We start from the raw sequence: 26,598 nt of genomic DNA, 5'->3' as shown, positions 1-26,598 counted from the left end.
GTTTGGCATTAATAGAGATGTAGTGATTGCTAAAAAAGCCAAAAACATTCTAATGCGAATGCTTTTGGCTTTTTACTCATGGAATTGAACTATCTGCTTAACTGTGCAAAATGCTTAAAAAACAAAGGAATTGTTTCTATTCCTTTATAGTAATTAGCCAAGTCGTATTTCTCGTTGGGAGAATGCAAATTATCACTATCAAGTCCAAAGCCTAATAATACTGTCTTGATTTCTAATTCTTTTTCAAATAAGGCAACAATTGGAATACTACCGCCACCTCTGGTTATGACTGGTTTTTTACCAAAAGATTCCTCAATTGCTTTTTGAGCCGCCTGAAAGGCTACACTATCCGTTGGAGTTACTACTGGTTCCCCGCCATGATGTGGCGTTACTTTAACCTTTACGGATTTAGGTGCTATGGTTTCAAAGTGTTTTTGAAAGAGTTCTGTAATTTTCTCTGATTTTTGATTAGGAACAAGTCGCATCGAAATTTTGGCGTTTGCCTTTGAAGGTAATACCGTTTTCGCTCCTTCTCCGATATATCCTCCCCAAATTCCATTTACTTCTAGAGTTGGGCGTATTCCAGTTCTTTCAATAGTTGTATAGCCTTGCTCTCCCCAAACTTCGCTTATTTGAAGATCTTCTTTGTACTCCTCCTCATCAAATGGAGCCGAATTTAATAGTAGCCGCTCCTCTTCACTCAGGCTTTGAACGTCGTCGTAGAAACCAGGAATAACTATGTGATTGTTTTGATCATGAAGTGATGCGATCATCTGACAAAGAATTGTTGCAGGATTAGCAACTGCTCCTCCGTAAACACCCGAGTGCAAATCGCGGTTTGGTCCCGTTACCTCTACCTCCAGATAAGATAGTCCTCTTAGTCCTGTTTCAAGAGAAGGACTGTCAAGGCTGATCATTGCAGTATCTGAGATTAAAACCACATCTGCTTTCAGCCTTTCCTTATTCGCAATAACAAAAGTGCCAAGATTGTCTGAACCGACCTCCTCCTCTCCTTCTATCATAAACTTGATATTACAAGGGAGAGATTCCGTACGAAGCATCAGCTCGAAGGCTTTTACATGCATATAAAACTGACCTTTATCGTCACAGGCTCCACGTGCATAGATCTTCTCGTCCCGAATAGTGGGTTCAAATGGAGGAGTTTCCCAAAGTTCAAGAGGATCTGGAGGTTGTACGTCATAGTGCCCGTAAACGAGCACAGTCGGTTTGGAAGGATCAATGATTTTTTCGCCGTAAACTATTGGATAACCTGCGGTAGCAGCAACTTCAACATTGTCTGCTCCAGCTTCCTTTAGTTTCTCTGCTACGAAGTCTGCCGTTTTTAGAACATCCCCCTTGTATTTAGGGTCGGCACTTATAGATGGAAAACGAAGCAGCACAAACAATTCGTCCAAAAAACGTTGTTTGTGCTGCTCTACGTAGGTTTTAATGTCTTGCATAAATCCGGTTTTTTACAAATATATAACCGGAACGCTACAGGTGTATTTAATTCTAAAATTAATTATCCACCCCAGCCACCGCCGTTGCCATTTCCGTCTTTTGAATCATCACCACCTTCTTCACCGTCCATAGTTTTTTTCTCAATTTTGATTTTCTCTGGCTGAGCGTCATTGTCTTTTTTACATGCTGCAAAACCAATGCTTATAATAAAGGCAGCTAATAAAATTTTTTTCATGTTGTTTAGATTTGATGCAAATATAAATGAGCTATAAATATAAAGATAATATTTCTTTTGTTGACGAAACTTTTATTAATATTCCTGTGAGAAAATTTGTATTTTGGCCGTACTTCAAATGATGAAAATAATATTTCTTCTCTTTTTTTCTTTTCTGGCTATACCGTATTCACATGCTATTCAACATGTGAATGCAACAGATAGTTTGCGAGTAAAAGAATTAAATTCTTATGCTAGTAAAATTCGCCAGTCTGACCCAAAAAAGACTGTTAGTACCGCCGAAGAAGCACTAAAGTTGGCCCAAAAGATCAATTATGAGTTGGGTATGGCAGAAGCTTATAGGGTTATGGGGACTGGCTATGCTCTTTTAGTTCAAGATGATATAGCACTTTCAAAATTCCTACTAGCTTTAAACTTATTTAAAAAACATCATGATGTCTATGGTGAGGCGATGGTTTATAATAACATCGGCAATAGATTCAAGAACTACGATCATGATAAAGCTCTCAGTTATTATACTAAAAGTTTAGCAATCGGACGAGGGTATAAGTTTGAAGAACTTGTTGCTGGTGTTTCCATTAATATTGCAAATATTTTTACCAAAAAAGAAAAATATACTACCGCACTTACTTATTTGCAAAGAAGTTATGACTACTTCAATGAGAAGAAAGATTCGGCAAGTATAGCCATGATCCTTGCTATCAAGGGTGTACTTTTATTGAATCTTAAGAAATATGGGGAGGCGGAGGATGTGTTTCTCCAATGCAAAAGTATTTGTGTTGATAAGAAGATTTATCCCACCATTGCTAGTGTAAACCAGAATCTGGCTGAGATTTATACTTTAGAGAAGAAGTATAGTGAGGCAGAGTATGTAATTCAAGAAGGTATATCTATCGCAAATAAAATTGGGGATAAAAAGCTTGAAACCGATTTAATAAAAAGGTATTACTGGCTTGAAAAAGCAAGAAAGAACTACCAGAAAGCTATTAAGCATTTACAAGAGGTGTTTTCAAGAGATAGCATTGATTTTAGAAAGTTAGTAAGTAAAAAATATACACTTCACCAGGAACAATTCGATTTTATCGAAAAGCAAAAGCAAACCGAGATTCTTCTCGAGAAGCAAAAGACAAATCGGGTAAAATACATAGCTGCTGTAATAGTCTTGGCGCTTTCTCTTGTCGTTATTGCTCTACTTATTATTCAGTCCCGCAAGAAGGCAAAGACCCTTCATAAAATGAGGGAACTTAATGAAGAGATCTCCGTCCAGAAAGAGAATCTTGATAAGATAAATCAGAATCTGGAGAGCATTATTGAAGAGCGAACTGAAGATATTAAAGCAAAGAATTTAAAGCTGTCTCAATACTCTTCTCACCTTTCACACGAGATCCGTAGTCCCGTTTCTACTATTAAGGGTTTGTTATTGCTTGATGATGAAGATTTGATAGACGATCAGGAACTGATCTCGGAAGTAAGACGACTTGTAGAGGAAATAGACAATAAGCTTCTCAATATTAATCATATGCTTCACAATCCACAGTATAAGGCGTTTGTATTGCCTGAAAACACTGCCAGTCTAATTCCGCCTCCTAATCAATCAGAGGAGGATATCTGATAGTTATTCAATGAAAATTATGTATAAACAAAGAAGGGTTCCAGATGGAACCCTTCTTTGTTTATTTCTTAGCGGCTTCTATAACACCACATCCAATTCTTGATCCCGCATTTCCTGTTGGCTGCGTAACATAATCGTCGACTCCGTCGTGAACAATTAATCCCCTTCCCGCTACATCATTGGTGTTTCCAGTTCCAACAGACCACTTGTCAGTTTTAATGGTTAGTGATCCTTTTCCTGAGGCGTCAAGTTGTACATTCCCAATATCTCCAAGATGGTATTCGCTGCTTCCCCATTTTCCATGTTTGCTGTTAGTCGGATTCCAATGACCATGGGCATCATTTCCCGCATTACCACAATCACCGTGTTCATGAATGTGAACCGCAACTGTTCTATTTGCTTTGGCTGGGAAGTTAAGGTCTAACTTCATTTCTACCTCATTTTGCTTTTGTATAAAACTAATAGTGCCGCTACCAGGCACATCTGTTTTTGTTGAATTTATTGTAGCTTTTGCCTCCCTTGTGTTCCCACCTTTTAAGCTGGAGCAAGAAAAGGCAAAGAATGACGTACCAATGATTGCCATTGCTGTCATTTTTTTAGTAAACGTTACTTTTGACATTTCTATCTTTTTTTAGATAATAACAATTAAGTTAATAAAGGTTCAAAGGTTTGAAAATTATTTAAAAGCAACAAAAAACGTGTAGTAGTAATTACTCTCGTTTTACTAAAATTCTTACAAACCCGAACAATATAACATAAACAGTATAGGTCAATGAAGTATAAATGATTTCAGGAAGCTTTTCTCGCTAATAAAAAATAAAGGTCCCACAAAAAAACCCGCACAAGGCGGGTTTAAACAAAAAGAACTATTTACCATTATAATTCTTCGTCGTGCTGACTAATGTCGAGACCGATTTCTTCTTCCTCTGATGTTACGCGAAGAGGGCTAATTGCATTGGTGATGACCAACAGAGCATAAGAACCAACAAATGCGAATATAGAAACTCCTACCAGTGCCATCAGGTGGACTGTAAATAATTTTGGTTCTCCATAGTATAGGCCATTTCCTGTAGTATTTGCTGCGTTCACAGTTTGATTTGCAAAGATACCAGTCATCAACATGCCGACCATACCTCCAACACCGTGACATGGAAATACATCAAGAGTATCGTCAATTTTGGTACGAGAACGCCAAATAACAACAAGGTTGCTGACTACGGCTGCAACTATCCCTATTACTAACGAGTGTGAAACTGTAACGAAACCAGCTGCAGGAGTAATAGCAACAAGACCTACTACTGCACCAATACATGCACCCATTGCTGACGGTTTTTTTCCTCTGAACATATCAAAGAACACCCAGGCCATAGCGGCTGCTGCTGAAGCGGTTGTGGTAGTTGCTAAAGCGGTAGCTGCTAAAGTGCCAGCCCCTACTGCAGAGCCTGCGTTAAAGCCAAACCAGCCGAACCATAATAAACCCGTGCCTAGGATAACATAACTTACACGGGCGGGTGTATGTTCAGCTTTAGCCCGGCTTTTGAGGAATAAAGCTGATGCAAGTGCAGCCCATCCCGCCGACATATGTACTACCGTACCACCTGCAAAATCTAATACTCCCAGTTTGAAGAGAATTCCATCAGGATGCCAGGTTGCATGAGCTAAGGGTGCATATATGATGATCATAAACAGGGTTATGAAGATCAGGTAAGAATTGAATTTTATCCGTTCTGCAAAGGCACCTGTAATTAAAGCAGGTGTTATTACCGCAAACTTCAATTGAAACATAGCAAATAATACAAGGGGGATAGTCGGAGCAAGTGACCAAACTGCATTTCCTATCATTCCTTTCATCATGAAGAAAGTTCCGGGATTACCAATTACTCCACCAATGTCGTCACCAAAAGCCAAGCTAAAACCGAAAACAACCCATAGAACAGTTATTAGCCCCATACAGACAAGACTTTGTAGCATAGTGGAAATCACATTTTTCTTGCGAACCATACCTCCGTAAAAGTATGCAAGGCCAGGAGTCATTAATAGTACAAGAGCAGTCGACACCAGTAACCATGCTGTGTCTCCGGTGTCGATTTTGCTATCCGTTACATTTGCAGCCTCTACGGACGGAAATGCTAACCCAAGCACCACAACCACGAGTAGTAATAGAAAAGGTAATGCTTTTTTCATTTGAATTTTGTTAATGTTTAATGTAATTAAAAATAAAAGTGGCAATTATTTTTATAATTACAAACATTTTTAGTGGTAAAAATGCAAAAACACTAAATTAAATTCATTTTCTATCATTATTGCTTGTGTTATTTCTATTTGTGTCGATTTTTAGGATTGTTTTATTTTGATTTTCACCAAATTTTTGTGGGTTTAATGATTTTATTAGGTTTGTATATATGTTTTGTTGTCATTTATCCTAAATATGACTTGTATACGTCATCGTATTGCTCTTTTGTGAAATAAATGATCGGCTCCTCCTCTGTATGAGAAGCCTCAATTATAATTTTTGTCCCAAACTCGTAGGGTTCAATTGCGATTACTCTTTGTTTTTCAAATCTAGTGGGCTTATCGTCTATTAATACTGTAAAAAAATTAGAAGTCATATTTACTTGTTTTTTATATAGGAATTATACTTATTGTGCCGTCTTTTTCAAGTACAGCGTACTTTATTTGGTCAAGACTGTCTATACCTTGCATTTTTCTTGCAGCTTCCAGAATATCTTCAACTTGTAACCTGGATTTCTTTATCCGTTCCATTAACGGTTTTCCATCCTTTAATATAATTAGAGGAACTCCATTCAAAAGCTTGTCTACTTTTGAAAAACGGTTAGAAATAAGAGAAACCATTATATCTATAAATACTAAAGTTGTTATTGCGAGCAATCCCCCGGTTATGGAATTGTCGTCATTAATTAGAGATTGCTGAATGGCCTCGCTTATTATTAATAAAAGAACCAGGTCGAATGTTGTCATTTCTCCTACCGTCCTTTTTCCACCTAGTCGCAGGATTAGAAAAACAGATACGTATATAAAAGCTGATCTTATTACAACAGATTCCATCAGAAAAAAATATATTGATTAATATCCAGTTTAAATCCGTCAAGCTCCAGTGTTAGTCTTTGTTCGCCTCTTCCAATCGGTTTTATATATAGGATTATATTGTCACTTCTTCTCGAATGAAATTTATACCTGATCTTCTGACCTTCCAGCTTCACAGATTCTGGTTCAGGGATCACTTCCTCTATTTTAATCTTTTTGGTATAATCAGAATTTATAAGAATAGAAGAGTCCTTGCTGAGCTTATTGCCTTCAATGGTTATTTCTGAATTTAATGAATAGCGCAATATTTGGTCATATCCTATAGATATGTCCCTATGTTTCACGAGAGTGTGGCTTAGAAAGCCCCCTCCAAATAAGCCCATAGCTCCCCCAATGACAATCAAACCCATAAATACCCATCCGGCTCTTAATATTGGCCATTCATTTTTCTCAATGGCAAGATCTTTTTCGAGTGCTAAAGTATCTTTTCGCATCTATGGTGTGACTATTTTCAAGACTAACCCTCATTTTTTAAAGATTGTTTCAAGAGGTCTCTTTTGAAATAAAACACAACAAAGGCTACTGTGGCTTGTTGACTGAAAAAAAGTAATAGTATGAAAAAGCAAGATGGAGAGCAATATAATATCCCCGGGCAGCCTGATAAGGGAAAACCAGATCCACATTTGCCTAGTAAGGAAGAAAAAGATGCAATAATGGAAGGTGCTAAGAACGATGATCAATTGAAGCAACTGTATCCCGAAAATGAGGATAGTAAAGCAGCGGGAAAATCGGGTGCTCCTCCTGTAACTCATGTAGATCAGGGAAATAGAGAAGATAATTCCTAAAATTTTATTCAGGCATTAAGAGGTGAAAATAGCCTTATGCCTGAATAACCCTTTGGCTTGAATTTCTTTTAGGCTTTACTACACCTACGTTCACTGGGTCCGCGGTGATATTTCCAAATACGTCTTTTTTGGGATTTACTTATCAACTTTTTTTCTTTTATTTTTCTAAGTTTTCCACATGCTTAAAGGTGGCCCGTTTAGGATATTATTAATGATTGACCTCTAATTCAGGTGTTTAAATTTTTTTCTTTTTAGATTCCTTGGTTATTAACAGATAAAGGGTAGTTATCCACAGTTATTCACACTTTATTAACGGCTCTCGGTTTGTAACCATTAATTAATTTTTAAAGTATCAAAGGCGAAATTTACAAAGCATGATGTAGTACTTAAACCACAATGAAAAAAACTCTCTCAATTCTGTGTATTCCTTTTACGGTATATGCTCAGAAAAACGTTTTTTTAAAAGGAAAACTTCCTGAGCTCGCAGGGCAAACTGTGTTGCTGGAGAACAGTAAGCAATTAAAGGAACCTTTGAAGTTCGATCAAAAAGGAAACTTTGCATTAAACGCAAGCCTCGATAGCGGGTACTATACAATAGATAGGGACGTCCTCTTATATCTTGGACCCGGCATGAATCTGACCCTAGGTGGGGATTTAGCGAATCTAAAGATTCAGGGTCAAGGTGAATTAGAAAATAGAGCTCAGGCGGAGATCAATCGTCTAATACAACAAACCTTCCCTGTTGTAAACGGCCATCTCCATAAGCATTTTAATTCTCTTCCTCCTGAAGATTTTATCCAGCTTTCGCTCCAGTTTAAACAACAAGCTTTTTCAATCCTACATCAGCAAAACTACGGGAGCAAATTCATCACCTCCCAGCAAGATCATATTGAGTATACGATTAGGTACTTTATTAATGATTACTTAAAGAGGTATGGTATAAACCCGGAAAAAGAAGACGCGTATTATAAACTGGCTGGGTCTTTAAGGCCCGGAAGTGATGTTTCAGATATTTTACTACCGGCTGCAAAGGCGATTTATGTACGGCATCTTTCTTCCGAACAAACAGCAGAACTTCAGGCTAAGGTGTGGGAAGGTTTTGATATAAATAGAGTGGAACTGTATTCATTCTCTCCTTATTATAGATCTCTTATTTCTGGTAGACTTGAATCCCTCCGTGCAGCAGAATTGATTAAATCACCTTATCTAAAGAACAGAAGTTCATATGAATTGAAAAGTGATATCGTTCAACGGGAGTTTGCGGAGGGTTTTATTAAAGAAGAGCTACTATTTCAAAATACCAATCCTTTAATAACTGGAAGTGCAGATGATGAAAAGTTTTTAAAGCAGTATTTGAGTGTAGCCAAGGATTCTTTTTACAGGAAACAGGTTCAGCTGAGATTCGATAAGTTAAGGCTCGTTTCCCCTGGTGCCGAAGCTCCTCAATTTAGTTATAAAGATCAGAGCAATCGCACAGTGTCGCTAAGCAACTTTAGAGGCAGTTATGTTTACCTTGATATATGGGCTACATGGTGTGGACCTTGTAAAACTGAACTTTCATATTTAAAGGAGATTGAGCGTAGATATCAAAATCAAAACTTGAGGTTTATAAGTATTTCTGTCGATTTGCAGGCGCATCGGGAAAGGTGGATGCAACATGTTAAGGAGCAAAATTTAACAGGAACCCAAGTGTTAGCAGATCATGATTTCGGATCGGATTTTATTCAGGCCTTCGGCATAAACACGATTCCTCGTTTCATTCTGATCGATCCTGAAGGAAAAATTGTAAGCGGTAACGCACCGAGGCCTTCTAATCCAAAGCTTCAGCAATTATTGGATAAGTTATTGTCTAATAGCTTGTCATCCTGTACAACTTGTTCGTCAAAGTAAGGATTTAAAAGATACGTCCTCTCTCCTATTTAAATCATCACATCGGCTATATGATGCGATTCGATTAAATACTTATTGAAGTCGGTCAATAGTTTCTTTCGTCCCGATACTTCAAATACAAGGTGGATCTTATTGTTGCATTTCGTAAGTTGAATTTGCTTTATCTGCAATCCTCGGTTCAAAGCCTCCTTGTCGAGCGCATTCAGATGAGACATATCTTCGTCGATGAATATCACCTTAAACTTCCTTTGATGATGGAGGAAATCAATTAGCATTTCGATCTTATTGAAAAGAGAAAGGATAACCAGCACTATGAGTGTAAGTATTATCGACAAGGAATAATGGAACGTCCCTATAACCATCCCAAGTGCGGCAACTACCCAAATTACTGCAGCTGTTGTCAACCCTTTAACCGATAATCCGTCTTTAAATATTACACCTGCTCCAATGAAACCAATTCCAGTTATTATATTGGCGGCAATCCTGTCATCGCTTGAATTCGAGATCCTCTGGGAGACGATTGTAAAGATTGTTGAACCTAAACATATTAGAATTAAGGTTCTGAAGCCTGCATTTTTGTTTTTATACTCTCTCTCGAAACCTATTATGCTTCCACAGGCTATAGAAATCAATATCCTGAGAAGATCATGATATTCAAATTGGAATTCCATTTCGATCACTTGTAATTAGTGTAAATGAAAACATTAGCTGGTTGCTTTCAAACTTGTAATTTTTATACGGGAATAATGTTCCCATTGTTAGTCACAAACCTGAAAATTTTTTTAAAGAAACATCGTTAATCAGGCTAATAATAATTCAAGGTTTGCTTACTTGATATACTTAAGTTGGATCAATGAATTTCGAATCTCAGCCCCCATGGGAAGGCACATCTTCCTAATCGAAACCTCTGCTTTAGTAATGAAGGGATATCTTTCAATAATTCTATTAAGGATTCCATAAGCTACGGTCTCAAGGAGCTTTTTGGTTTGTTTCATTTCGGAACTGGCAATATCAAAAAGTTGCTCATAGTTTACTGTGTTCTCAAGGTTATCACCTCCATCATCAACCACCTGCATTTCCGTAACAAGATCTAGAATAAATTCGTTACCTGTAAGCTGTTCCTCGGGATAGAATCCGTGGTATGCAAAAAATCTGACGCCTTCCAGGGCTACTTTTTGGGTAATTGGCATAAGGTTCCAAAAATAAAAAAGGAATACTTGTCTTAAAAGTAATTCTTTGTTGGTCTTATAATATATCCACGTAAAATAAAAAGGCTCGTAAGATGTATATCTATACGAGCTTAATATTAAGAACTTTAAGTTGAAATAGCTAGTCTACTATTCAGGCCTATACCCCACTATTCACTATAAATCCACCGTCTACGTTCACCACTGTTCCGGTAACAAATTTAGAAGCGTCACTTAATAGCCATATTAATGCTCCTATTAATTCATCAGGATGCCCGAAGCGTTTAAAAGGTGTTTGGTTCAATACTAATTGGCCTCTTTGAGTAAAGCCACCATCTTCTGTAGTTAGCAATGCACGGTTTTGGTCGGTTAGGAAAAAGCCTGGTGCTATAGCATTCATACGAACCTTATCCTGATATCTATTGGCCAGTTCTACGGAAAACCAACGTGTATAAGCATCTACAGCAGCCTTTGCAAGACTATAGCCCATAACCTTACTTAAAGCGCGTTGGGCAGACATGGAAGAGATGTTGACTATACTTCCTCCATTCTCAGTAAGCGACTCGCCAAATACCTGTGTAGGAAGCAAAGTTCCCCAAAGGTTAAGGTCCATCACTTCTTTCATGCCGTCAACGTTCAATTTGAAAATGTTCTCATCCGGCTGAAGTATCCCGTCAGGACGATTTCCTCCTGCTCCGTTAACAAGTCCGTCTATCCTGCCGTACGTTTTTAATACAAGATCCCTGGCGGCAAGTAGCTGACCTTCATCTTGTACATCTGCAATAAGGGCAATTGCTTTACCCCCTTTTTTAATAATCTCTTCTGCACGTTCATTTGCAACTGCCTCATTACGTCCTAGTACCCCTACTATGGCTCCAGCTTCTGCAAGTCCGTTAACAAACGAGTGACCTAGTACCCCAGTGGCACCAGTAACGATAATAACCTTGTTCTCTAATGAAAAACTTGAATGCATTCTGTTTTTTCTTATGTGTGATTTTTCTGTTTGTGACTATTTTTTTTCACGCCAAGTCCATAAGCTAACAACTAGATTGATGGAATAAAATTAAAAATCTTAACTTCTCTTGATTGAGAATAAATTGCTGGTTACTTTTGTCTTCTAGTATGATTCGCAAACTTACGGCCTTCATTTTAATATTAACCCTGCTAAGTGCAAATTTTAGCCGGTTTTTTATTTATGCAGGTTTCGTTGCGAACAAAAGATTCATTGCTTCCGCTCTTTGCGAAAACCGGGACAAGCCTCAGCTTCATTGTAACGGTAAGTGTTACCTGATGAAAAAGATCAAGTTAGCGGAAGAAAAAGAGAAAAATCAGGAAAGACGGTCCTCGCAAACTGATACTTTTCAAGAGGTGTTAAGCTTTACCGAGGTTACCATCACTGTTCCTGTTTCAGATATCTTTCTAGCTTCATTTTTTGAGCCTGATAGTAAGCCTTCTAGTTCTAGTACTACCATATTTCAACCGCCCCGCGCTTTGTTCCTTTAAAGATTTTTATTAGAGTTTTGAGAGACTTCATTGTCTTTCAGAGTATTTGGCACGTTAAAGGAATAAAAATGAGAACTTTCATTTTTGCATGTTTCATGCACCTTACCTGTCTTCTTTATGCGCAAAAGCAAAGTGTGGAGATTAGGATTCTCGACTCAAGCTCACAAACGGCATTACAAGGCGCAGAAATAAGAAGTTTAGGTAATGGATCAATCATATCGCAAAGTAATGCACAAGGACGTTCAATCGTTAGTCTTAATGATACCATTGAAGTCGCAAAGTCAGGTTATAATTCCGTAAGAGTTATAGCAAAACAAGGATTAATTGTGGCTCTAGAAGCAACTTCCAATTTTCTATCAGAGGTGGTAGTTTCAGCCAGTCGGGAGCAACAATCACGAAGGGAAATCCCCGCAGCAATAAGTAAAATTAATTCTTCTACGCTTATTGAAACTAGAGCAACAGCTCTTTATCAGCTATTAAATAAGTCGGCAGGTGTGTATATGGTAAATCTCGGTAACGAGCAACACACGATGGCTATTCGCCAACCTATCACCTATAATGCGCTCTACCTTTATCTGGAGGATGGTCTTCCAATCAGGCCCACCGGCATTTTTAATCATAATGCTCTTTATGAGATCAATATGAATGGTCTTAAAGGAATTGAAGTACTTAAAGGACCAGCTTCTTCCCTTTATGGCAGTAACGCCATTGGTGGTTCAATCAACTTCATTACCGCCAATCCCCCAATAGGACAACAGGGGCAGATTTCGTTGCAGGGCGATGGATACAATTATTTCAGAACAGATGTAAGCACCGGCTTTACAAAAGGAAAAATGGGAGTTTATGTAGGTGCCTACACTGCCCGTCAAAGAAATAGCTGGCAGGATTATACGGATTTCGATAAATATTCAGCAAGTTTGAAAACTACTTATGATTTCAATACATCCAATCGCTTAACTGTATCCGGAAGCTTTAACTATCTGGATACACAAACCCCTGGTAATTTGGATAGTGCCCGGTTCTTTAGTAAAAGTTATAGCAGTAATCAACGGTTTACCTATCGTAACGTTAAGGCTTTTCGTTTTAGTGCAAGGATGGATCACCGTTGGAATTCGTCAAATAGCAGCTTCTTAACTGCCTTCTTCAGAGATAATTCAACAGGTCAACTGCCGAGTTACTATATTGGCGATAGCATTGCAAAAGACACTAAGAAGTATGTTCTTTCAAGGGGACAAGAGAATAACCTTAGCTTTAGAAGCTTCGGAATTCTTACTCAACACAGTTCTCAAATAAAGTTCCTGAACTCTAAATTTCAGGTGGGTGCATATTTTGATTATAGTCCAAGTACTTTCGTTGCAAGCTATCTAAATATAAATAAAGACCTCAGCACTAATTATTATACTGGTTACTCAACTACTGATTCGGTTATTGATAATTATAGAACAAACCTGATTAATACTGCCGCTTTTGTCCAGTATCAAATCAATCCCATTAAACCTTTGCGTTTGGTAGCTGGATTAAGGTTTGATAACCTCGTTTATAAGTTTGAGAATAAGTTACCCCAGGGGAAAACCAAGTATAAGCAAAAAGAGCAGAACACCTATTCAGTGCTTGCTCCAAAGCTGGGTTTAACATATGATTTAGGAAGAGGTTTTGGTATTTATAGCAATTGGAGCGTAGGTTTCCAACCGCCCGAAACCAGTTTTCTGTACAGTGCCAGACAAACAAATAAATTGAAGCAAGCTACATTTCAAAACTACGAGCTGGGGGCATGGCTACCAGTTAGTAAAAAGCTGAATATTGAAATCGCTACGTTTGCAATGATTGGTAAGAATGAGATAATCAGCGTGATGATGCCGGATAATACTACTCAAAACGATAACGCTGGTGGTACCACCCACCGGGGTGTAGAATATACCGTTGTTTACTCCCCTGGCAGTCAGCTGGCTTTTCGTTTTGGTGGTACTTTTGCTCGCCATAAATACCAGGAGTATAGCGAGCTTTTATTTGGAAAAACAGTGTTTTACGACGGTAAAATTATGGCCAATGCACCCGCTTCCATCACAAACTCAGAAATTTCCTGGAAACCAACTTTCCTGCCTGGGCTGCGAATGGCTGCAGAATGGCAATCGATCAGTAAATACTATGTAAATAGTGCGAATTCAAAATCTTATAAAGGATACGATGTTTTTAATCTGAGGTTTGGTTACGACTTCAAAGCAAAAATGGCAAAAGGTGCAGGTATTTGGCTTAATATTCTGAATGCTACCGATCAACTTTATGCTAGCAATGTAACGGGGAATCAATATGGTGTAACTTACAATGCAGCACCGCCCAGAACCATATCAATAGGTCTAACTTATTCTTTAACACACTTGAAATAAACATGAACTTTAAGTCTATAATAAATAGTATAATCCTTTTATCCACCTATATTTTAATAGTATTTACCTCATGTACAAATGTAAATAAAGTTAAAGAGCTGAAGAAAGAGCAATCTATAAATGCAGGTATGGAAGCAGTAGGTCCTTACTTAACCCATAATTCGGATAAAAAGGCCGTTCTCTGCTGGACCGCAAAAGATTCCATTGATTCTTTAAACCGTGTTCAATATGCAATTTTCGATCCTGTTAAAAGAACGTTTGGTTCGCCTGTCACTGTTACTTCTTCCATTGGCTGTTCTCATTCACCCGAAAGCATGGCCAAAGTGGCTTTTAAAAAAGACGGTACCATAATCGCTGTATTTGCACGAAAGTTTGTAAAGGAGAAGAACCCTTATGCTGGAGCCATTTATTATTCAACATCTAATGATTCTGGAAAAACTTGGTCTAAACCACTGTTCCTTCACTCGGATACCTCACATCACTATGGCAGGAATTTCTTTGATCTTGCAACGCTAGAGGATGGAGAAGTAGCGGCAATTTGGCTTGACGGAAGATTTGGAAAAGCACAGAAAGGCTCTGCTTTATTTTTTTCCAGGACAGAGAGAGGAAAAGGCTTTGGAGCCGATTCTTGTCTGAACAAGAGTACCTGTGAATGTTGCCGTACTAATTTGATGGTTGATAATCAAGGCAATATCCATGTTGCCTACCGTAGTATCCAATATCCTGCAACCACCGCAGGTGCACAAGTTCGAGACATGGTGTACATCAGTTCTGTTGATAATGGTAAAAGCTTTACCAAGGAAAAGGCAATTAGTAATGATAACTGGAAGATCGAGGGATGCCCTCATTCAGGGCCATCCCTCGCGGTATCCTCTAATAAAGTTAGTGCAGTTTGGTTCAGCGCAGCCGAAGGTAAGGCAGGACTATTCTTTAGCACTGCGGCTGGAGGGACGTTTAGTAAACGAAGATCTTTAAGTACAAATGGAAGGCACCCTCAATTAACAACCCTTGGCCAACAGATTTTAATGGTTTGTGAAGAATCGGACGCTTCCCCAAGTCCGGCTAGTCATCAGGGTACTGCCATGTCCTCGCACCAGGAAGGCGCATCAAGCGCGAAAGTCCAATTGAGTTTTATTGAAAATGGAAGTATTCAGAAGTCAGTTTCAATTACAGATGGTACATTCGCAGATCACCACGCGGTAATTACCCCTCAAGACGGTAATGCACTGATTGCTTGGGTAAGAGAAAACAAAGGAATTCCGACAATATATTATACGATCAAAGAAACGGCAGATGACAAATAAAACAGGTCTATTTTTAATAAGCTCTTTTGCAACAATTATTTTTGCATGCAAGCAGGAGCCCGATTACAAGACTGTTAGAGACGAAGTTGTATCCATACACGACAGTGTGATGGTGAATACCGAGAAAGCATATTTAAATAAAAGAAGACTGGATACGTTAGTTAACCAGTTAGATAGCCTTAGAGAGACGTTACCGAGTCTCGACACTGTAGTTGAAAAGCAAAACATGAATAAGCTACGGACGCAGTTAGAGGATGCTGATAGCCGGATGTCGGACTGGATGCACAAGTTTAACGCTGATGTGACCGGAAAGTCAAATGATGAAGCTGTTTCCTATTTTAATCTGGAAAAAACAAAGATTAGATCTTTAGATTCCCTTTATGTCAACCTTTTGAAGGAATCAAATCAGTACCTTTTAAGATTTAACAGAAAGTAGTATAATAAGCTTCTCCTTTTGCTTCTGGGAGAAGCTTACATGTAAAACACTTAAGGCTTACCCTCTGTTTAGATGTTCTAACCCAATGTAGAATATTATGCAAAAAGGAGTTAAAAGTTCAGTTTTAGCGTTTGCGGTGGCAGTTCTTTTCGCCGCATGTAACCAAGCCCCAAAGGGTGACAATGCCAAGATATCTGAAGAACAGCAAGCTGCTACTTCAACTGGCGAGACTTTTAGGATCGATACTGCTTCTTCAAGGATCCGTTTTACCGGCCATGGTATAGGTAAAAGTCATCCTGGTATTTTTAAATTAAACTATGGAAATGTATCAGTTGCAAATCAAGAGATTACAGGAGGTGAATTTGAAATAAACGTTAAGTCTCTCGAAGTGGAAGAAAAGGGTGACATGTTCCAGAGCAAGCTTAAACCACATTTATTAAGTGGCGACTTTTTTGATGCAGACAAATTTGGAACTGCCAAATTTGAGATCACAAAGGTTTCGCCCTATAAGCCTGATGGAAAAGACACCTCTCTTGTTAAGGGTGCAAATTTTAATATCAGTGGTAATCTAACGCTAAAAAATGCTACAAAGAATATTACTTTCCCGGCCAATGTGGAACTAGTGGGAAATACGTTAAAAGCTAAAGCCAACTTTGATATTGACAGAAGGCAGTGGCAAATGAACTATGGAAATGATAAAACTCTCGGTGATAAATTTATTTCAGAAACAGTCAATATTGAGCTTGATCTAAAAGCAATCCAATAAAACATTTGATCAATTTGGAGGGTACGATTGCTTGAAGGCAATTAGTACCTCCAAAAAGATCTCCCTGTCAAGATCAAATGCTGGCTTGTCCAAACCCATAGGCCTTCCCTTTTTAAACGTAACAGGGAACAGTTCCTTAAATTCTTTGAAGGAAAGTTGCTCTCTCAACCATTCGTATTTCTCAAAAATTACCTTAAGCTTCATTTCAAAAAGCTTGTCTGCCATTGGGTCACTACTCATTTCCTTGTTTTCTGTCTGCAAATTAACTTAAACCTATACAAATTGAAGAGTGAAAAGTAAAATATCAGGTGGCCAAATGTTCATTCTAATTTAACTCAGGAGAAAGGATAATTAAGATTAGGATGTCCCAGCTTTTAAAGTTACGCTTATATTACCCGGACATAACGCGGGTCTAACCCGGACATAACCCGGTAAATCACGGGCTTGCTCCTTGTTTAGAGTAGCCTGTTCTCCTGTTATCTATGATTTAATCTTAAGTTAATTTCAAATGCTGTAAATAATTGTTGACGTTTTTTTACTCGCTGTATTAAGCGATCGATCTTCACCTGTAGGGTAATTCTAATTCATATTAATAGAATAAAAAAAATGATAACCCAAATAAATAAGTTGCGTATACATCGGAAGTAAACTACCCTTCAGTATGAGTAAAAAACAAGAAAAGGCAGAAGTAAGACGCCCTGAACCAACTATTACAGCGCAAAAACATTGGATCGTTTATTCAGCACCGGCTGGTTTAATTGCTGCTGGTTTAATATTATTCCTTCAGGATGATACCACATTCAAAATTTTTGGAGGAGTAATCGCTGCAGCGGGATTGATTTGGGCAATCAGTAAGGCAAATGAGAAATGGCATTTGACAGACCAGCACCTGGTGATGGAAAAAGGAGTTTTTTCTAAGAAAAAACATGAAATCTCTGTTCATGATATTTACCAGGCTTCAGCAGAGCACCATAAGCTAAGTAAGTATTTTAGAATGGGTAATGTTAGAACCCGCAGAAGAGCAGATGAATGTTCTGGTTTCAACCACTCTTTCATTACTAATCACGAGGAATTTTCTAAAGCAATCGAGCATCGGGTTAAAAAACATGCTACAGCACATAGCTTGAATCAGGTTTATGAATTGAAAGAAAAAGGTGCGATCTCGTCTAAAGAGTATGATCTTATCAAACTAGGTCATGTAACTCAACAATTCTTATCAAAGTTGTAAGCATAAAAAAACTATTTGAAGGCTCCTTTATCAAGGGGCCTTTTTTGTGTTCAAACAGTTTATCCTGACTTAGTTCTTTTCAATCAGCTGTTTTTGTTATTTAAAACAACCTAATTCTATTTTCATTAAGTCTTAAATCTTATAATTGCAAATAAGCAGAATATGAAAATAGAAACTTTAGCCATTCACGCCGGTAACTCTACCGATTCAAATACAAAAGCTGTTGTTCAGCCTATAACTCTATCAACAACCTTTGAACGTGCCGAAGACGGTTCTTATCCTGCTGGATATATTTATACCCGCGCTGCAAACCCTAATCGGCTTTCGCTCGAGAACGTGCTGGCAAAATTAGACGGAGGAGCCGAAGCTTGTGCTTTTTCATCAGGTAATGCTGCCGGATCTGCAGTTTTTCAGTCACTCGAGCCAGGAAGTCAAATCATTGCCCCTGAAGATATGTACCATGGGCTAAAGGCATTAATGAATGAAGTTTTCTCAAGAACGCTTGAAATCAGCTTTATTGATATGTCTGATCTTAACTTGGTTGAAAGAACCATTAATCCTCGTACGACAAAGCTGATATGGATAGAAACTCCATCTAATCCTTTACTTAAAATCTCAGATATAAAATCTATTTGCCAGTTGGCTCAGAAGCATCATATCATCGTTTGCTGTGATAATACCTTTGCTACCCCTGTTTTTCAAAGACCATTAGATCTGGGAGCAGATCTGGTTATGTACTCCTCTACCAAGTATTTTGGCGGCCATAGTGATGTGCTGGGAGGCGCACTGGTGACCAAAACAGTAAATGAACAGTGGGAAAAGATTAAGAGTATTCAGACGCTGTCTGGTGCTGTACCTTCTCCTTTCGATTGTTATATGACTGTTCGCGGTTTGAAGACCTTGCCCTACCGAATGCGGGGGCACGAAGAAAATGCTATTCAAATAGCTCAGTTCCTGGAACAACATCCGGCGGTTGAAAAGGTATTTTATCCGGGGTTAATAAATCACCCCTCTTATGCCATCGCGCGGTCTCAGATGTCCGGCTTCAGTGGTATGCTAAGCTTTACTTTAAAGGGAGGCCAGGAAGCTGCCATCAAAGCTGCTAATTCCCTTAAGTTAATCACGCAAGCTACAAGTCTGGGTGGGGTTGAAAGTTTAATCGAACACAGGGCATCTGTTGAGGGCCCAAATACTAAAACTCCTTTCAATCTCTTACGACTTTCAGTAGGGCTGGAAAATATTCAAGATCTTATTGAAGACCTTAACCAAGCCTTACAATAATTGTACTAAGATTTTTTGTACGATTAAACTAAAAGCAATTATATTTGCTTGCCGATTGAAATATTGGCTGTCAAACACCCCTTAAAAGGTTTTGATTTATAAAGAAGCGGTGAGAGATCAGGCTCTGCGACCCGCTGGCAACCTACTGGGAGATACTAGAAAAGGTGCCAAATCCTGTTCCCGAGTGATTGGGGAAAATATAAATTGTTAAACCATGATGAAAAATTTCAAAATTTACGGTTCCTTAATGGGATCATCGTTGCTTGTTCCCAGAAAAGGTTCACATCACTCATTGCTGCTTACGGAGTTTTGGCATATTCTGATAATGCAGTAAATTTTTTTAGGTCTGAAGAATTAGTATTCCTGCTGATTTTAAATCATTTAATTTCTTAAAGCCTTTTTTAAAGGAGCGACTCAAATATTCCATGAATATTCATAGTTATAAACAAAATTCTTCTTTTACATTCCAGTGCGAAGCTTCGAAGGGGCAACTGGAGTGCGCCTATCCTACCTGCGGACAAATAAATAGCAGCACAGACAATATAGTTTGGGTTATTCATCCGCTTCTGCGCATATTGAAGGAGCCCTACATTCCAAATAAATTTATTATACGGGCTTGACGGTTACTTATAGAGACCAATGCACTCACAAACTGATTGCTAAATTTCTTGAAGAGGTTAAGTCTGATTACGAAATATTAAACATAAATTTTTAGATGAGCAAAAAACTTACACTTGGTTTATTTGGCTTTGGGGTAGTCGGCCAGGGCTTATACGATATTATCAGGACAAAAGACTTGAATCTGGAGATCAAAAAGATCGCTATTAAGAATCCCGAAAAGAAAAGGACCCTCCCGGAAGAGCTGTTTACTACAGACGGAGAATTAATATTGAACGATCCAGAAATAAACACTGTCGTCGAGTTGATTAACGATGCTGAGGCTGCCTATTATATTGTTACTACAGCTTTGAAAAATGGGAAGAATGTAGTCTCTGCTAATAAGAAGCTTATTGCTAATCATCTGGAAGAACTGGTTGAATTACAACAAAAGCATAATGTTTCATTTCTATATGAAGGTGCTGTTTGTGGTAGCATTCCTATAATCCGTAATCTCGAAGAATATTATGACAATGAGTTATTATATTCATTAAGGGGAATTTTCAATGGATCTTCAAATTTCATTCTTTCAAAGATCTTTAATGAAAATTTAAGTTATGGAACTGCACTGAAGCAGGCTCAGGATTTAGGTTTTGCTGAAACAGACCCAATTTTAGATGTTGGCGGTTATGATCCTAAATTTAAATTGGTTATTGCTTCTGCGCATGCCTACGGCTTACTGGCCGATCCTGAAAAAGTGTTGAATATTGGTATACAAAATTTGGGGGACCAGGATATTCAGTTTGCAAGAGAGAAGGATTTTAAGATAAAACTGGTTCCTACAGCTTTAGAGTTTGGAGAACAAAAGATCGTTCTTTACGTGCTTCCAAAGCTGGTTAAACAAGATGATTTTCTTTATAACGTCGAGAACGAGTATAATGGGGTAATTGTTCAGGCTGCCTTTGCCGATCAACAATTCTTTTTCGGGAAAGGTGCTGGTGGTCATCCAACAGGCTCTGCTGTTCTTTCTGACATAGCAGCATTAAGGTATGATTACCGTTATGAGTATAAGAAGTATCACCAGAAAAAAAGCCTGGAGCTTTCGTCTGATTATTCACTGCATATTTATTTGAGATATTCTGACGACCAATTAATTGAAAAGCTAGGGTTTGAAGAAGTTACGGAACGATATTTTTCACCCAAATTCAACTATGTGATTGGGAAAATTTCTTTAAGCAAGTTAGCTGAGCAGAAAGATTTATTGACACAAGCTGGTGTTTTCATTGCAGAAATAGGAAACATAAGTCCTGTAACTCATGAAATTGGAGTTTCTGAAGAGCATCTGGAACTTGAAAGTTCTAAAGCTTTGACACATTTGGCGTTATAAATACCATAAAAAAGGAGAGCTGCCTGCTCTCCTTTTTTTCTATTTTAAGAAGAATTATGGCCAAATTCCCATATTCATATAAGATATTGCCACTTTATTAATGGAACCAACAAAGGCAGCTGTTCGCAGGTCTTCAATTTTTGGGTTCTGAACCTTAATGTCTCTTATATCATGGTATGCTCTAACCATGCTTTCCTCCAAGCCCGAGTTAACCAGTTCGAGCTCACTAGGTCCTTTGACGACCAGTTTTTTCTGATCCCAGGTTAGATTAGCGCCCGTCATTTTCTCGATAAGATTAACCAACTCAAGATTTGCTTTCTCTTCATAACGCTTGTCCATTCTTCCAAAAGCTACGTGATATAAGTTCTTTAGCCACTCGAAGTACGAAACGGTTACACCACCTGCATTACAATACATATCTGGAATAATAATACCTCCTCTTTCAGTGAAGATTTTTCCAGCTTCAGGTGAAGTTGGACCGTTAGCACCTTCAGCAATCACTTTCGCTTTAATATTATGAATGTTTTTTAAGGTGATCTGGTTTTCCAATGCTGCCGGAACGAGTACATCGCATTCCTGTTCCAGGCCCTCAGCTGAGTTACGGAACTCATTAAAAGCCCCCGGGAAACCAAGAATGGTCCCGGTTTCTTTACGATGGGCAACTACCTCATCTACATCCAGTCCATCGGGATTATAAATAGAACCTTCATACTCACAAAGTCCCACTATTATTGCACCGAATTCGGCGAGGAATTTCGCAGAATGATATCCAACGTTCCCTAAGCCTTGTACAATAACCCGTTTTCCTTCGAGACCCGGAGTTAAACCCAGTGCCGCCATATCCTCAGTCACACTCATACACTCACGCGTTGCAATGGCAACTCCTCTTCCTGTAGCCTCTCTCCTGCCGTGAATTCCATGTAAGGCAATAGGCTTTCCGGTTACACATCCCATAGCATCCAGCTGACCGGGATTCATGGTGTAATAGGTATCAGCAATCCAGCTCATCTCACGTTCACCTGAGCCATAATCTGGAGCGGGAACATCAATTGCAGGTCCAATAAAATTTTTCTTAATTAGCTCTACTGTGTAGCGGCGAGTGATGTTTTCTAACTCAGCCAGCGAGTAGTTTTTAGGGTTTATTTTAATTCCACCCTTCGCGCCGCCAAAAGGAACATTAACGATGGCACATTTATAAGTCATAAGGGCCGCTAGTGCCATTACTTCGTCTTCGTTCACCATTTCGCTGTAGCGGATACCACCTTTTGTTGGCGACATGTGGTGAGAGTGTTCAACACGCCAGGCATCGATCACCTCTACACTGTTTCCCTTTCTAATGGGAAAGCGAAATCTGTAAACACTGTTACAGGCTTTAATCTGGTCTAGTAATCCTTTAGGATGATCTGTAAATTGTGCTGCACGATCAAAAAAAGCACAAACATCATCGAAGAAACCCGTTTGACCATGGGGGGCTACTTTGTTGTCCGTCATAAATTATACTTCAGGTTTATAAAATGTTGACCTAAATCATCAACTTAAAGTACGAAAGATAACAAAGTGTTTGAGTATATCGAGATTACTTTTCGGGATATTTCTCAAAAACTAGGAGTCTTAATCCTGATTTTCCAATTTTTTCAAGCGTCTGTCTATGGAGAATAAATATATAACCAGGCCAATAAAAATTAGGGCTACAACAGCAACAACTACGTAAATTTTGCCAGAAGTTCTTAAGCCGGTAGCCATCTCCACCTCGCTAGCTTGTCCAAATGTTTGAAAAGCTAATATAATGAGTAAAGAAAGGGTCAGAAAGAAACGTTTCATTTTAATGAGGAATTTAAGCTTAAGTTAAATATTGTTTTTCTTGTTTTCCAGCAGGCGAATACGGTAGCGAATGGTCATGATCCATACCCCCATTAATATCCAACCGATGAATGTTGGTCTTAAAACCCACTTCATATTATAGTCAAGATCAAGATTACTGAACCCCGGATTACCACCATTACCAGGATGAAGGGAATCAGTTAAACGTGGGAGGATGAACAAAAGTGCTATCATTACAGGAAAAGCGAAGATGTTATAAATTGCAGAGATCTTCGCACGCTTCTGTTCTTCGTCAAGGGAGTTTCGAAGTACCAGATATGCAAGGTACATTAACGTTGAAATTGCCGAGCTATTTAGTTTTGGGTCATTAGGCCACGGAGCACCCCAGGTTATATTTGCCCAGAGCATTCCGGTTGCAAGGCCACAAAAGCAAAAGAACACACCAGTGTTTACACTTTCCACTGCTATCAGATCATATTTTTCGTTACCTGTGTTCAGGTACTTTATACTATAAATTACCGATATTAAATAAAGGGTTAGCATAGCAAACCACATAGGTACATGAAAGAATAAATTTCTGATGCTCTCATGAAGAATTGGTAATGCAGGAACCGGAATCAGAAATCCTCCTATAATGGAATATAAAACTAAAATAGAAGCAAGTAGCTTCCACCAGTTTTGTCTCATAATACGTTGTTTGGTGCGCAAAGGTATGAAAGAATGGACAAAGGTGAAAGGGGAAGGTTAGAGGTTAAAGGGGAAAAGTTAAAGGCTAAAGGTTCAATGTTAACAAGGTATAGTGCTAAGAGCAGGTTGTATAGGAGCAGGTTGTATAGGATACATTTATTGAATGAGGCGTTTGTTATTAGATAATTTGCCGAAAGCTTTTCAAAAACTGTAAATTCACACCCGCTTGCTGAAGGATAGTGAGCCGGTTTTTTACCTTGATTGTGATTTTGCATGGCTTTAAATTATATCTGGATATCTTTTTTTGTTATATCTTTTATTGTTGCATTAATTAAGCTTATCGTTTTTGGTGATACTGAGATCTTTCAGAAACTTGTAGAAGGCCTTTTTGACACTACTAAATCCTCGGTAATGGATATTGCACTACCACTTATTGGAACAATGGGTTTGTGGCTGGGAATTATGCGCATTGGGGAAAAAGCAGGAGCTATTAACTTTTTAAGCCGCATTGTTGGACCATTCTTTCACCGTTTGTTTCCTGAAGTTCCAAAGGACCATCCGGCTACAGGACAGATGATGATGAACTTTTCGGCAAACTTGCTTGGATTGGATAATGCTGCGACACCTTTAGGTTTGAAAGCGATGGGAAGCCTTCAAGAATTAAATCCGAGTAAAGAAAGAGCTTCGAATGCTCAAATTATGTTTCTTGTGCTCCACACCTCGGGATTAACTATTTTGCCAATTTCAATTATTGCTCAGAGAGCCATTTTGGGCGCTTCTGATCCAACCGATATTTTTATTCCCTGTATTATTGCTACTTATGTTGCAACCGTCGTAGGAATGATTGTGGTAGCTATATGGCAGAGAATCAATTTATTTCAACCTGTTGTTATGGCCTGGCTTATTGGTTTAACATCGTTCATTGCTTTTATTGTATGGTACTTCACCTCCTATCTTGATAAAGATCAGATCAGTATGGTTTCTAAAGTGGCCAGTAACCTGCTTCTTCTGAGCATACCGGTGATCTTCATTCTTGGAGCTGTCAGGAAAAAAGTGGATGTATTCCAGACCTTTATTGAAGGAGCTGTAGGCGGCTTTGAAACTTCAGTTAAAATTATTCCTTATCTGATCGCGATGCTTGCTGCAATAAGTCTTTTCAGAAATTGTGGTGCTTTAGGTTATATCGTGGATGGGTTTAAGTTTGTCTTTAGTCAGTTTAATATTGATACTCGTTTCACTGATGCTTTGCCTGTAGCTTTCTTAAAACCCCTTAGTGGTTCAGGTGCAAAAGCCATGATGATAGAGACCATGAAAACGTTTAACCCTGACTCGTTTGTGGGTAGGCTAGCTTGTGTTTTTAATGGCTCAGCTGATACTACATTTTATATTGTTGCTCTTTATTTCGGTTCAGTTGGAATTAAAAATAGCCGGTATGCTATAACCGCCGGTCTGATTGCTGATCTGGCCGGAGTTATTGCAGCTATTCTTATATCTTATTTATTTTTTGGATAACTATGTCAAAAGAAACAATTGCCCTAATTGCCCATGACGGTCGCAAACCAGAGATGGTTGATTTTGTGACGGAGTATCATGAGATACTTAAAAATTATCATCTTGTTGCAACAGGAACAACAGGTTCCCGAATCCAGGAGACTGGTCTGGAAGTTACCAGGAAGTTAAGCGGACCACAGGGCGGGGACGCTCAAATTGCGGCAATGGCGGCAGAGAAAGAATTGAAAGGCATCATTTTCTTTAGAGATCCCTTAGGAAAACACCCCCATGAACCGGATGTTCAAATGCTCCTGCGGGTATGTGATGTCCATAATGTTCCTCTTGCTACTAACCCAGCCTCTGCTAAATACCTGCTTCTGGGTATGGTAGAAGAAGGACAACAAGTCTGACAAAAGAGGCATAAATGTTGACTTTGTCTTCAAACTGCTACATAAAACAAAACAGGTAATTTACGTTGTAAACTACCTGTTTTATTCTTTGAATATCTCTCTATCCTCCTATAGATCAAAGATTAACCTTGCCTGAACCTAATCTTAATACTCCCCTCCGACCTTTGGCACAGAAAGTGAATTACAACTGAAACCAGATGGGAAACAAAACAAATTGGTCATATGTTAAATGCAGGACTAACCAAAAACAATTCTTCTATGAATTTGCACCCTCATACCATTGAGCGGTTTTGTAATCAACACAAAACACTAAAGAGTTATATAGACGACCTTCCACCCGAGGCTATTTATAACAGAATTTCACAGGACAAATTTTCTATCCACGAAACGATTGCTTATCTCACAAGATATCATCATATTTTTATGGATCGTTTAAATCGCATAATTAGCGAAATAAACCCTCAGTTCGATATTTACAAGCCTGATCAGGACCATGAGTTTTCTTTTACCAATGCCAAAACAACAGGATCTCTGATGCACGAAATGTATAGGTTGCGAAATGAACTTTGGTTGAAAATAGAAGAGATGCCTGCAGAAAATTTCGCAAGGGTTGGAACGCATGATGTATTAGGAAGAATGAACGTAAATCAATGGATTGAGTTTTTCCTTTTACATGAGTCCAGTCAGCTATTTAAGATCTTTAAACTCGCCGGAAGTTTTTGGTCTATGGAGCTTGGAAAAAATAATAATGTAATTTATTTGCCGCGTTTATCTGAATATATTGATGAGCTTGCTGTGTAGGTGGAATGATTGGATGAATGAATGAATGAATGAATGAATGAATGAATGAATGAATGGATCATTGGATAAATGAAGATAGGCATTATCAAAGAGATTAATATCTATACTTAAGATCAAGGGATTAACAGTTTTAGCTTGTTAATCCCTTTTTTTTACTCCGATATTTTGATCGTGACCCGGCACTGGCTTCTATTATTCCTTAATTTTTGCTTGTATGTATCTTTTTA

At 38.5% G+C, this 26,598-nt stretch carries 28 protein-coding genes and 1 riboswitch; of the genes, 14 read left to right on the top strand and 14 right to left on the bottom strand.

Annotated features, from left to right (window positions below; genetic code table 11):
• Positions 1-89 precede the first annotated feature (89 nt).
• Both J4N24_RS07720 and J4N24_RS07715 read right to left on the bottom strand, forming a co-directional pair.
• On the bottom strand, positions 90-1,460 hold the full coding sequence (locus J4N24_RS07720) for a dipeptidase (RefSeq protein WP_207533098.1): 1,371 nt from the start codon (positions 1,458-1,460) through the stop codon (positions 90-92).
• Between the two features lie 62 nt (positions 1,461-1,522).
• Positions 1,523-1,696 (bottom strand): hypothetical protein, encoded by a 174-nt coding sequence (locus tag J4N24_RS07715; RefSeq protein ID WP_207533097.1) that lies wholly within the window; start codon positions 1,694-1,696, stop codon positions 1,523-1,525.
• Between the two features lie 118 nt (positions 1,697-1,814).
• On the opposite strand from J4N24_RS07715, the gene J4N24_RS07710 reads away from it, so the two are divergent.
• The gene (locus tag J4N24_RS07710) at positions 1,815-3,308 is read left to right on the top strand and encodes a tetratricopeptide repeat-containing sensor histidine kinase (RefSeq protein WP_207533096.1); all 1,494 of its coding nucleotides are present in this window, start codon (positions 1,815-1,817) and stop codon (positions 3,306-3,308) included.
• A gap of 61 nt (positions 3,309-3,369) precedes the next feature.
• Here the strand turns inward: J4N24_RS07710 and J4N24_RS07705 are convergent, their stop codons facing one another.
• The 5 genes from J4N24_RS07705 to J4N24_RS07685 all read right to left on the bottom strand — a co-directional run bounded on the left by J4N24_RS07705 (position 3,370) and on the right by J4N24_RS07685 (position 6,847).
• Positions 3,370-3,927 carry a superoxide dismutase family protein gene (locus tag J4N24_RS07705; RefSeq protein WP_207533095.1) on the bottom strand — a complete coding sequence of 186 codons (558 nt, stop codon included), beginning with the start codon at positions 3,925-3,927 and terminating at the stop codon, positions 3,370-3,372.
• 257 nt (positions 3,928-4,184) lie between these two features.
• Positions 4,185-5,492, bottom strand: a complete 1,308-nt coding sequence (locus J4N24_RS07700; protein ID WP_207533094.1) for an ammonium transporter — start codon at positions 5,490-5,492, stop codon at positions 4,185-4,187.
• 233 nt (positions 5,493-5,725) lie between these two features.
• Entirely contained in the window at positions 5,726-5,917 is a 192-nt protein-coding gene (locus J4N24_RS07695; RefSeq protein WP_207533093.1) for a hypothetical protein, read from the bottom strand.
• Positions 5,918-5,930: 13 nt separating this feature from the next.
• Complete coding sequence (locus J4N24_RS07690) at positions 5,931-6,374, bottom strand: DUF421 domain-containing protein (protein ID WP_207533092.1); 444 nt, start codon at positions 6,372-6,374, stop codon at positions 5,931-5,933.
• A complete protein-coding gene (locus tag J4N24_RS07685; protein ID WP_207533091.1) occupies positions 6,374-6,847 on the bottom strand; it encodes a hypothetical protein in 474 nt (157 codons plus the stop codon). The genes J4N24_RS07690 and J4N24_RS07685 overlap by 1 nt, the downstream gene beginning before the upstream one ends.
• 120 nt (positions 6,848-6,967) lie before the next feature.
• On the opposite strand from J4N24_RS07685, the gene J4N24_RS07680 reads away from it, so the two are divergent.
• Both J4N24_RS07680 and J4N24_RS07675 read left to right on the top strand, forming a co-directional pair.
• The gene (locus tag J4N24_RS07680; protein WP_207533090.1) at positions 6,968-7,198 is read left to right on the top strand and encodes a hypothetical protein; all 231 of its coding nucleotides are present in this window, start codon (positions 6,968-6,970) and stop codon (positions 7,196-7,198) included.
• A 396-nt stretch (positions 7,199-7,594) separates the two neighbouring features.
• Positions 7,595-9,088 carry a TlpA family protein disulfide reductase gene (locus J4N24_RS07675; RefSeq protein WP_207533089.1) on the top strand — a complete coding sequence of 498 codons (1,494 nt, stop codon included), beginning with the start codon at positions 7,595-7,597 and terminating at the stop codon, positions 9,086-9,088.
• Positions 9,089-9,117: 29 nt separating this feature from the next.
• Here J4N24_RS07675 and J4N24_RS07670 read toward each other — a convergent pair whose 3' ends face one another.
• The 3 genes from J4N24_RS07670 to J4N24_RS07660 all read right to left on the bottom strand — a co-directional run bounded on the left by J4N24_RS07670 (position 9,118) and on the right by J4N24_RS07660 (position 11,248).
• Positions 9,118-9,759: an MgtC/SapB family protein gene (locus tag J4N24_RS07670; protein WP_207533088.1), complete on the bottom strand. Its 642-nt coding sequence runs from the start codon at positions 9,757-9,759 to the stop codon at positions 9,118-9,120.
• 156 nt (positions 9,760-9,915) lie between these two features.
• Entirely contained in the window at positions 9,916-10,278 is a 363-nt protein-coding gene (gene folB / locus J4N24_RS07665; protein ID WP_207533087.1) for a dihydroneopterin aldolase, read from the bottom strand.
• A gap of 157 nt (positions 10,279-10,435) precedes the next feature.
• Positions 10,436-11,248: an SDR family oxidoreductase gene (locus tag J4N24_RS07660; RefSeq protein ID WP_207533086.1), complete on the bottom strand. Its 813-nt coding sequence runs from the start codon at positions 11,246-11,248 to the stop codon at positions 10,436-10,438.
• Between the two features lie 149 nt (positions 11,249-11,397).
• Between J4N24_RS07660 and J4N24_RS07655 the strand changes: the two genes are divergently transcribed.
• The 5 genes from J4N24_RS07655 (at position 11,398) to J4N24_RS07635 (ending at position 16,668) form a co-directional block, all read left to right on the top strand.
• The gene (locus J4N24_RS07655; protein ID WP_207533085.1) at positions 11,398-11,778 is read left to right on the top strand and encodes a hypothetical protein; all 381 of its coding nucleotides are present in this window, start codon (positions 11,398-11,400) and stop codon (positions 11,776-11,778) included.
• Positions 11,779-11,846: 68 nt separating this feature from the next.
• On the top strand, positions 11,847-14,162 hold the full coding sequence (locus J4N24_RS07650; RefSeq protein ID WP_207533084.1) for a TonB-dependent receptor: 2,316 nt from the start codon (positions 11,847-11,849) through the stop codon (positions 14,160-14,162).
• Between the two features lie 2 nt (positions 14,163-14,164).
• The gene (locus J4N24_RS07645) at positions 14,165-15,466 is read left to right on the top strand and encodes a sialidase family protein (protein WP_207533083.1); all 1,302 of its coding nucleotides are present in this window, start codon (positions 14,165-14,167) and stop codon (positions 15,464-15,466) included.
• The gene (locus tag J4N24_RS07640; protein WP_207533082.1) at positions 15,456-15,902 is read left to right on the top strand and encodes a hypothetical protein; all 447 of its coding nucleotides are present in this window, start codon (positions 15,456-15,458) and stop codon (positions 15,900-15,902) included. The genes J4N24_RS07645 and J4N24_RS07640 overlap by 11 nt, the downstream gene beginning before the upstream one ends.
• A 97-nt stretch (positions 15,903-15,999) precedes the next feature.
• The gene (locus tag J4N24_RS07635; protein ID WP_207533081.1) at positions 16,000-16,668 is read left to right on the top strand and encodes a YceI family protein; all 669 of its coding nucleotides are present in this window, start codon (positions 16,000-16,002) and stop codon (positions 16,666-16,668) included.
• A gap of 9 nt (positions 16,669-16,677) precedes the next feature.
• Here the strand turns inward: J4N24_RS07635 and J4N24_RS07630 are convergent, their stop codons facing one another.
• The gene (locus tag J4N24_RS07630; RefSeq protein WP_207533080.1) at positions 16,678-16,908 is read right to left on the bottom strand and encodes a hypothetical protein; all 231 of its coding nucleotides are present in this window, start codon (positions 16,906-16,908) and stop codon (positions 16,678-16,680) included.
• Positions 16,909-17,329: 421 nt separating this feature from the next.
• Here J4N24_RS07630 and J4N24_RS07625 point away from each other — a divergent pair, with 421 nt between their 5' ends.
• The 3 genes from J4N24_RS07625 to J4N24_RS07615 all read left to right on the top strand — a co-directional run bounded on the left by J4N24_RS07625 (position 17,330) and on the right by J4N24_RS07615 (position 21,161).
• Positions 17,330-17,896, top strand: coding sequence for a PH domain-containing protein (locus tag J4N24_RS07625; protein WP_207533079.1), 567 nt, complete (start codon positions 17,330-17,332; stop codon positions 17,894-17,896).
• A 162-nt stretch (positions 17,897-18,058) separates the two neighbouring features.
• Positions 18,059-19,177, top strand: a complete 1,119-nt coding sequence (locus tag J4N24_RS07620; RefSeq protein ID WP_207533078.1) for a trans-sulfuration enzyme family protein — start codon at positions 18,059-18,061, stop codon at positions 19,175-19,177.
• A gap of 93 nt (positions 19,178-19,270) precedes the next feature.
• A riboswitch (SAM riboswitch) is annotated at positions 19,271-19,383 on the top strand.
• 509 nt (positions 19,384-19,892) lie between these two features.
• Positions 19,893-21,161: a homoserine dehydrogenase gene (locus J4N24_RS07615; RefSeq protein ID WP_207533077.1), complete on the top strand. Its 1,269-nt coding sequence runs from the start codon at positions 19,893-19,895 to the stop codon at positions 21,159-21,161.
• Positions 21,162-21,215: 54 nt separating this feature from the next.
• Here J4N24_RS07615 and J4N24_RS07610 read toward each other — a convergent pair whose 3' ends face one another.
• The 3 genes from J4N24_RS07610 to ccsA all read right to left on the bottom strand — a co-directional run bounded on the left by J4N24_RS07610 (position 21,216) and on the right by ccsA (position 23,669).
• The gene (locus J4N24_RS07610; protein ID WP_207533076.1) at positions 21,216-22,652 is read right to left on the bottom strand and encodes a Glu/Leu/Phe/Val family dehydrogenase; all 1,437 of its coding nucleotides are present in this window, start codon (positions 22,650-22,652) and stop codon (positions 21,216-21,218) included.
• A 120-nt stretch (positions 22,653-22,772) separates the two neighbouring features.
• Positions 22,773-22,982, bottom strand: a complete 210-nt coding sequence (locus J4N24_RS07605) for a CcmD family protein (RefSeq protein WP_207533075.1) — start codon at positions 22,980-22,982, stop codon at positions 22,773-22,775.
• Positions 22,983-23,006: 24 nt separating this feature from the next.
• Positions 23,007-23,669, bottom strand: a complete 663-nt coding sequence (gene ccsA, locus J4N24_RS07600) for a cytochrome c biogenesis protein (RefSeq protein WP_207533074.1) — start codon at positions 23,667-23,669, stop codon at positions 23,007-23,009.
• A gap of 273 nt (positions 23,670-23,942) precedes the next feature.
• On the opposite strand from ccsA, the gene J4N24_RS07595 reads away from it, so the two are divergent.
• The 3 genes from J4N24_RS07595 to J4N24_RS07585 all read left to right on the top strand — a co-directional run bounded on the left by J4N24_RS07595 (position 23,943) and on the right by J4N24_RS07585 (position 26,371).
• Positions 23,943-25,181, top strand: coding sequence for a nucleoside recognition domain-containing protein (locus J4N24_RS07595; RefSeq protein ID WP_207533073.1), 1,239 nt, complete (start codon positions 23,943-23,945; stop codon positions 25,179-25,181).
• 2 nt (positions 25,182-25,183) lie between these two features.
• Positions 25,184-25,570 (top strand): methylglyoxal synthase, encoded by a 387-nt coding sequence (locus J4N24_RS07590; RefSeq protein ID WP_207533072.1) that lies wholly within the window; start codon positions 25,184-25,186, stop codon positions 25,568-25,570.
• 222 nt (positions 25,571-25,792) lie between these two features.
• Positions 25,793-26,371, top strand: a complete 579-nt coding sequence (locus J4N24_RS07585; protein WP_242691558.1) for a DinB family protein — start codon at positions 25,793-25,795, stop codon at positions 26,369-26,371.
• Positions 26,372-26,598: the final 227 nt, after the last annotated feature.

Origin of the sequence: Desertivirga arenae (assembly GCF_017355785.1) — a bacterium.
Lineage (GTDB): Bacteria > Bacteroidota > Bacteroidia > Sphingobacteriales > Sphingobacteriaceae > Desertivirga > Desertivirga arenae.
This window is presented reverse-complemented; position numbering and strand designations above follow the sequence as displayed.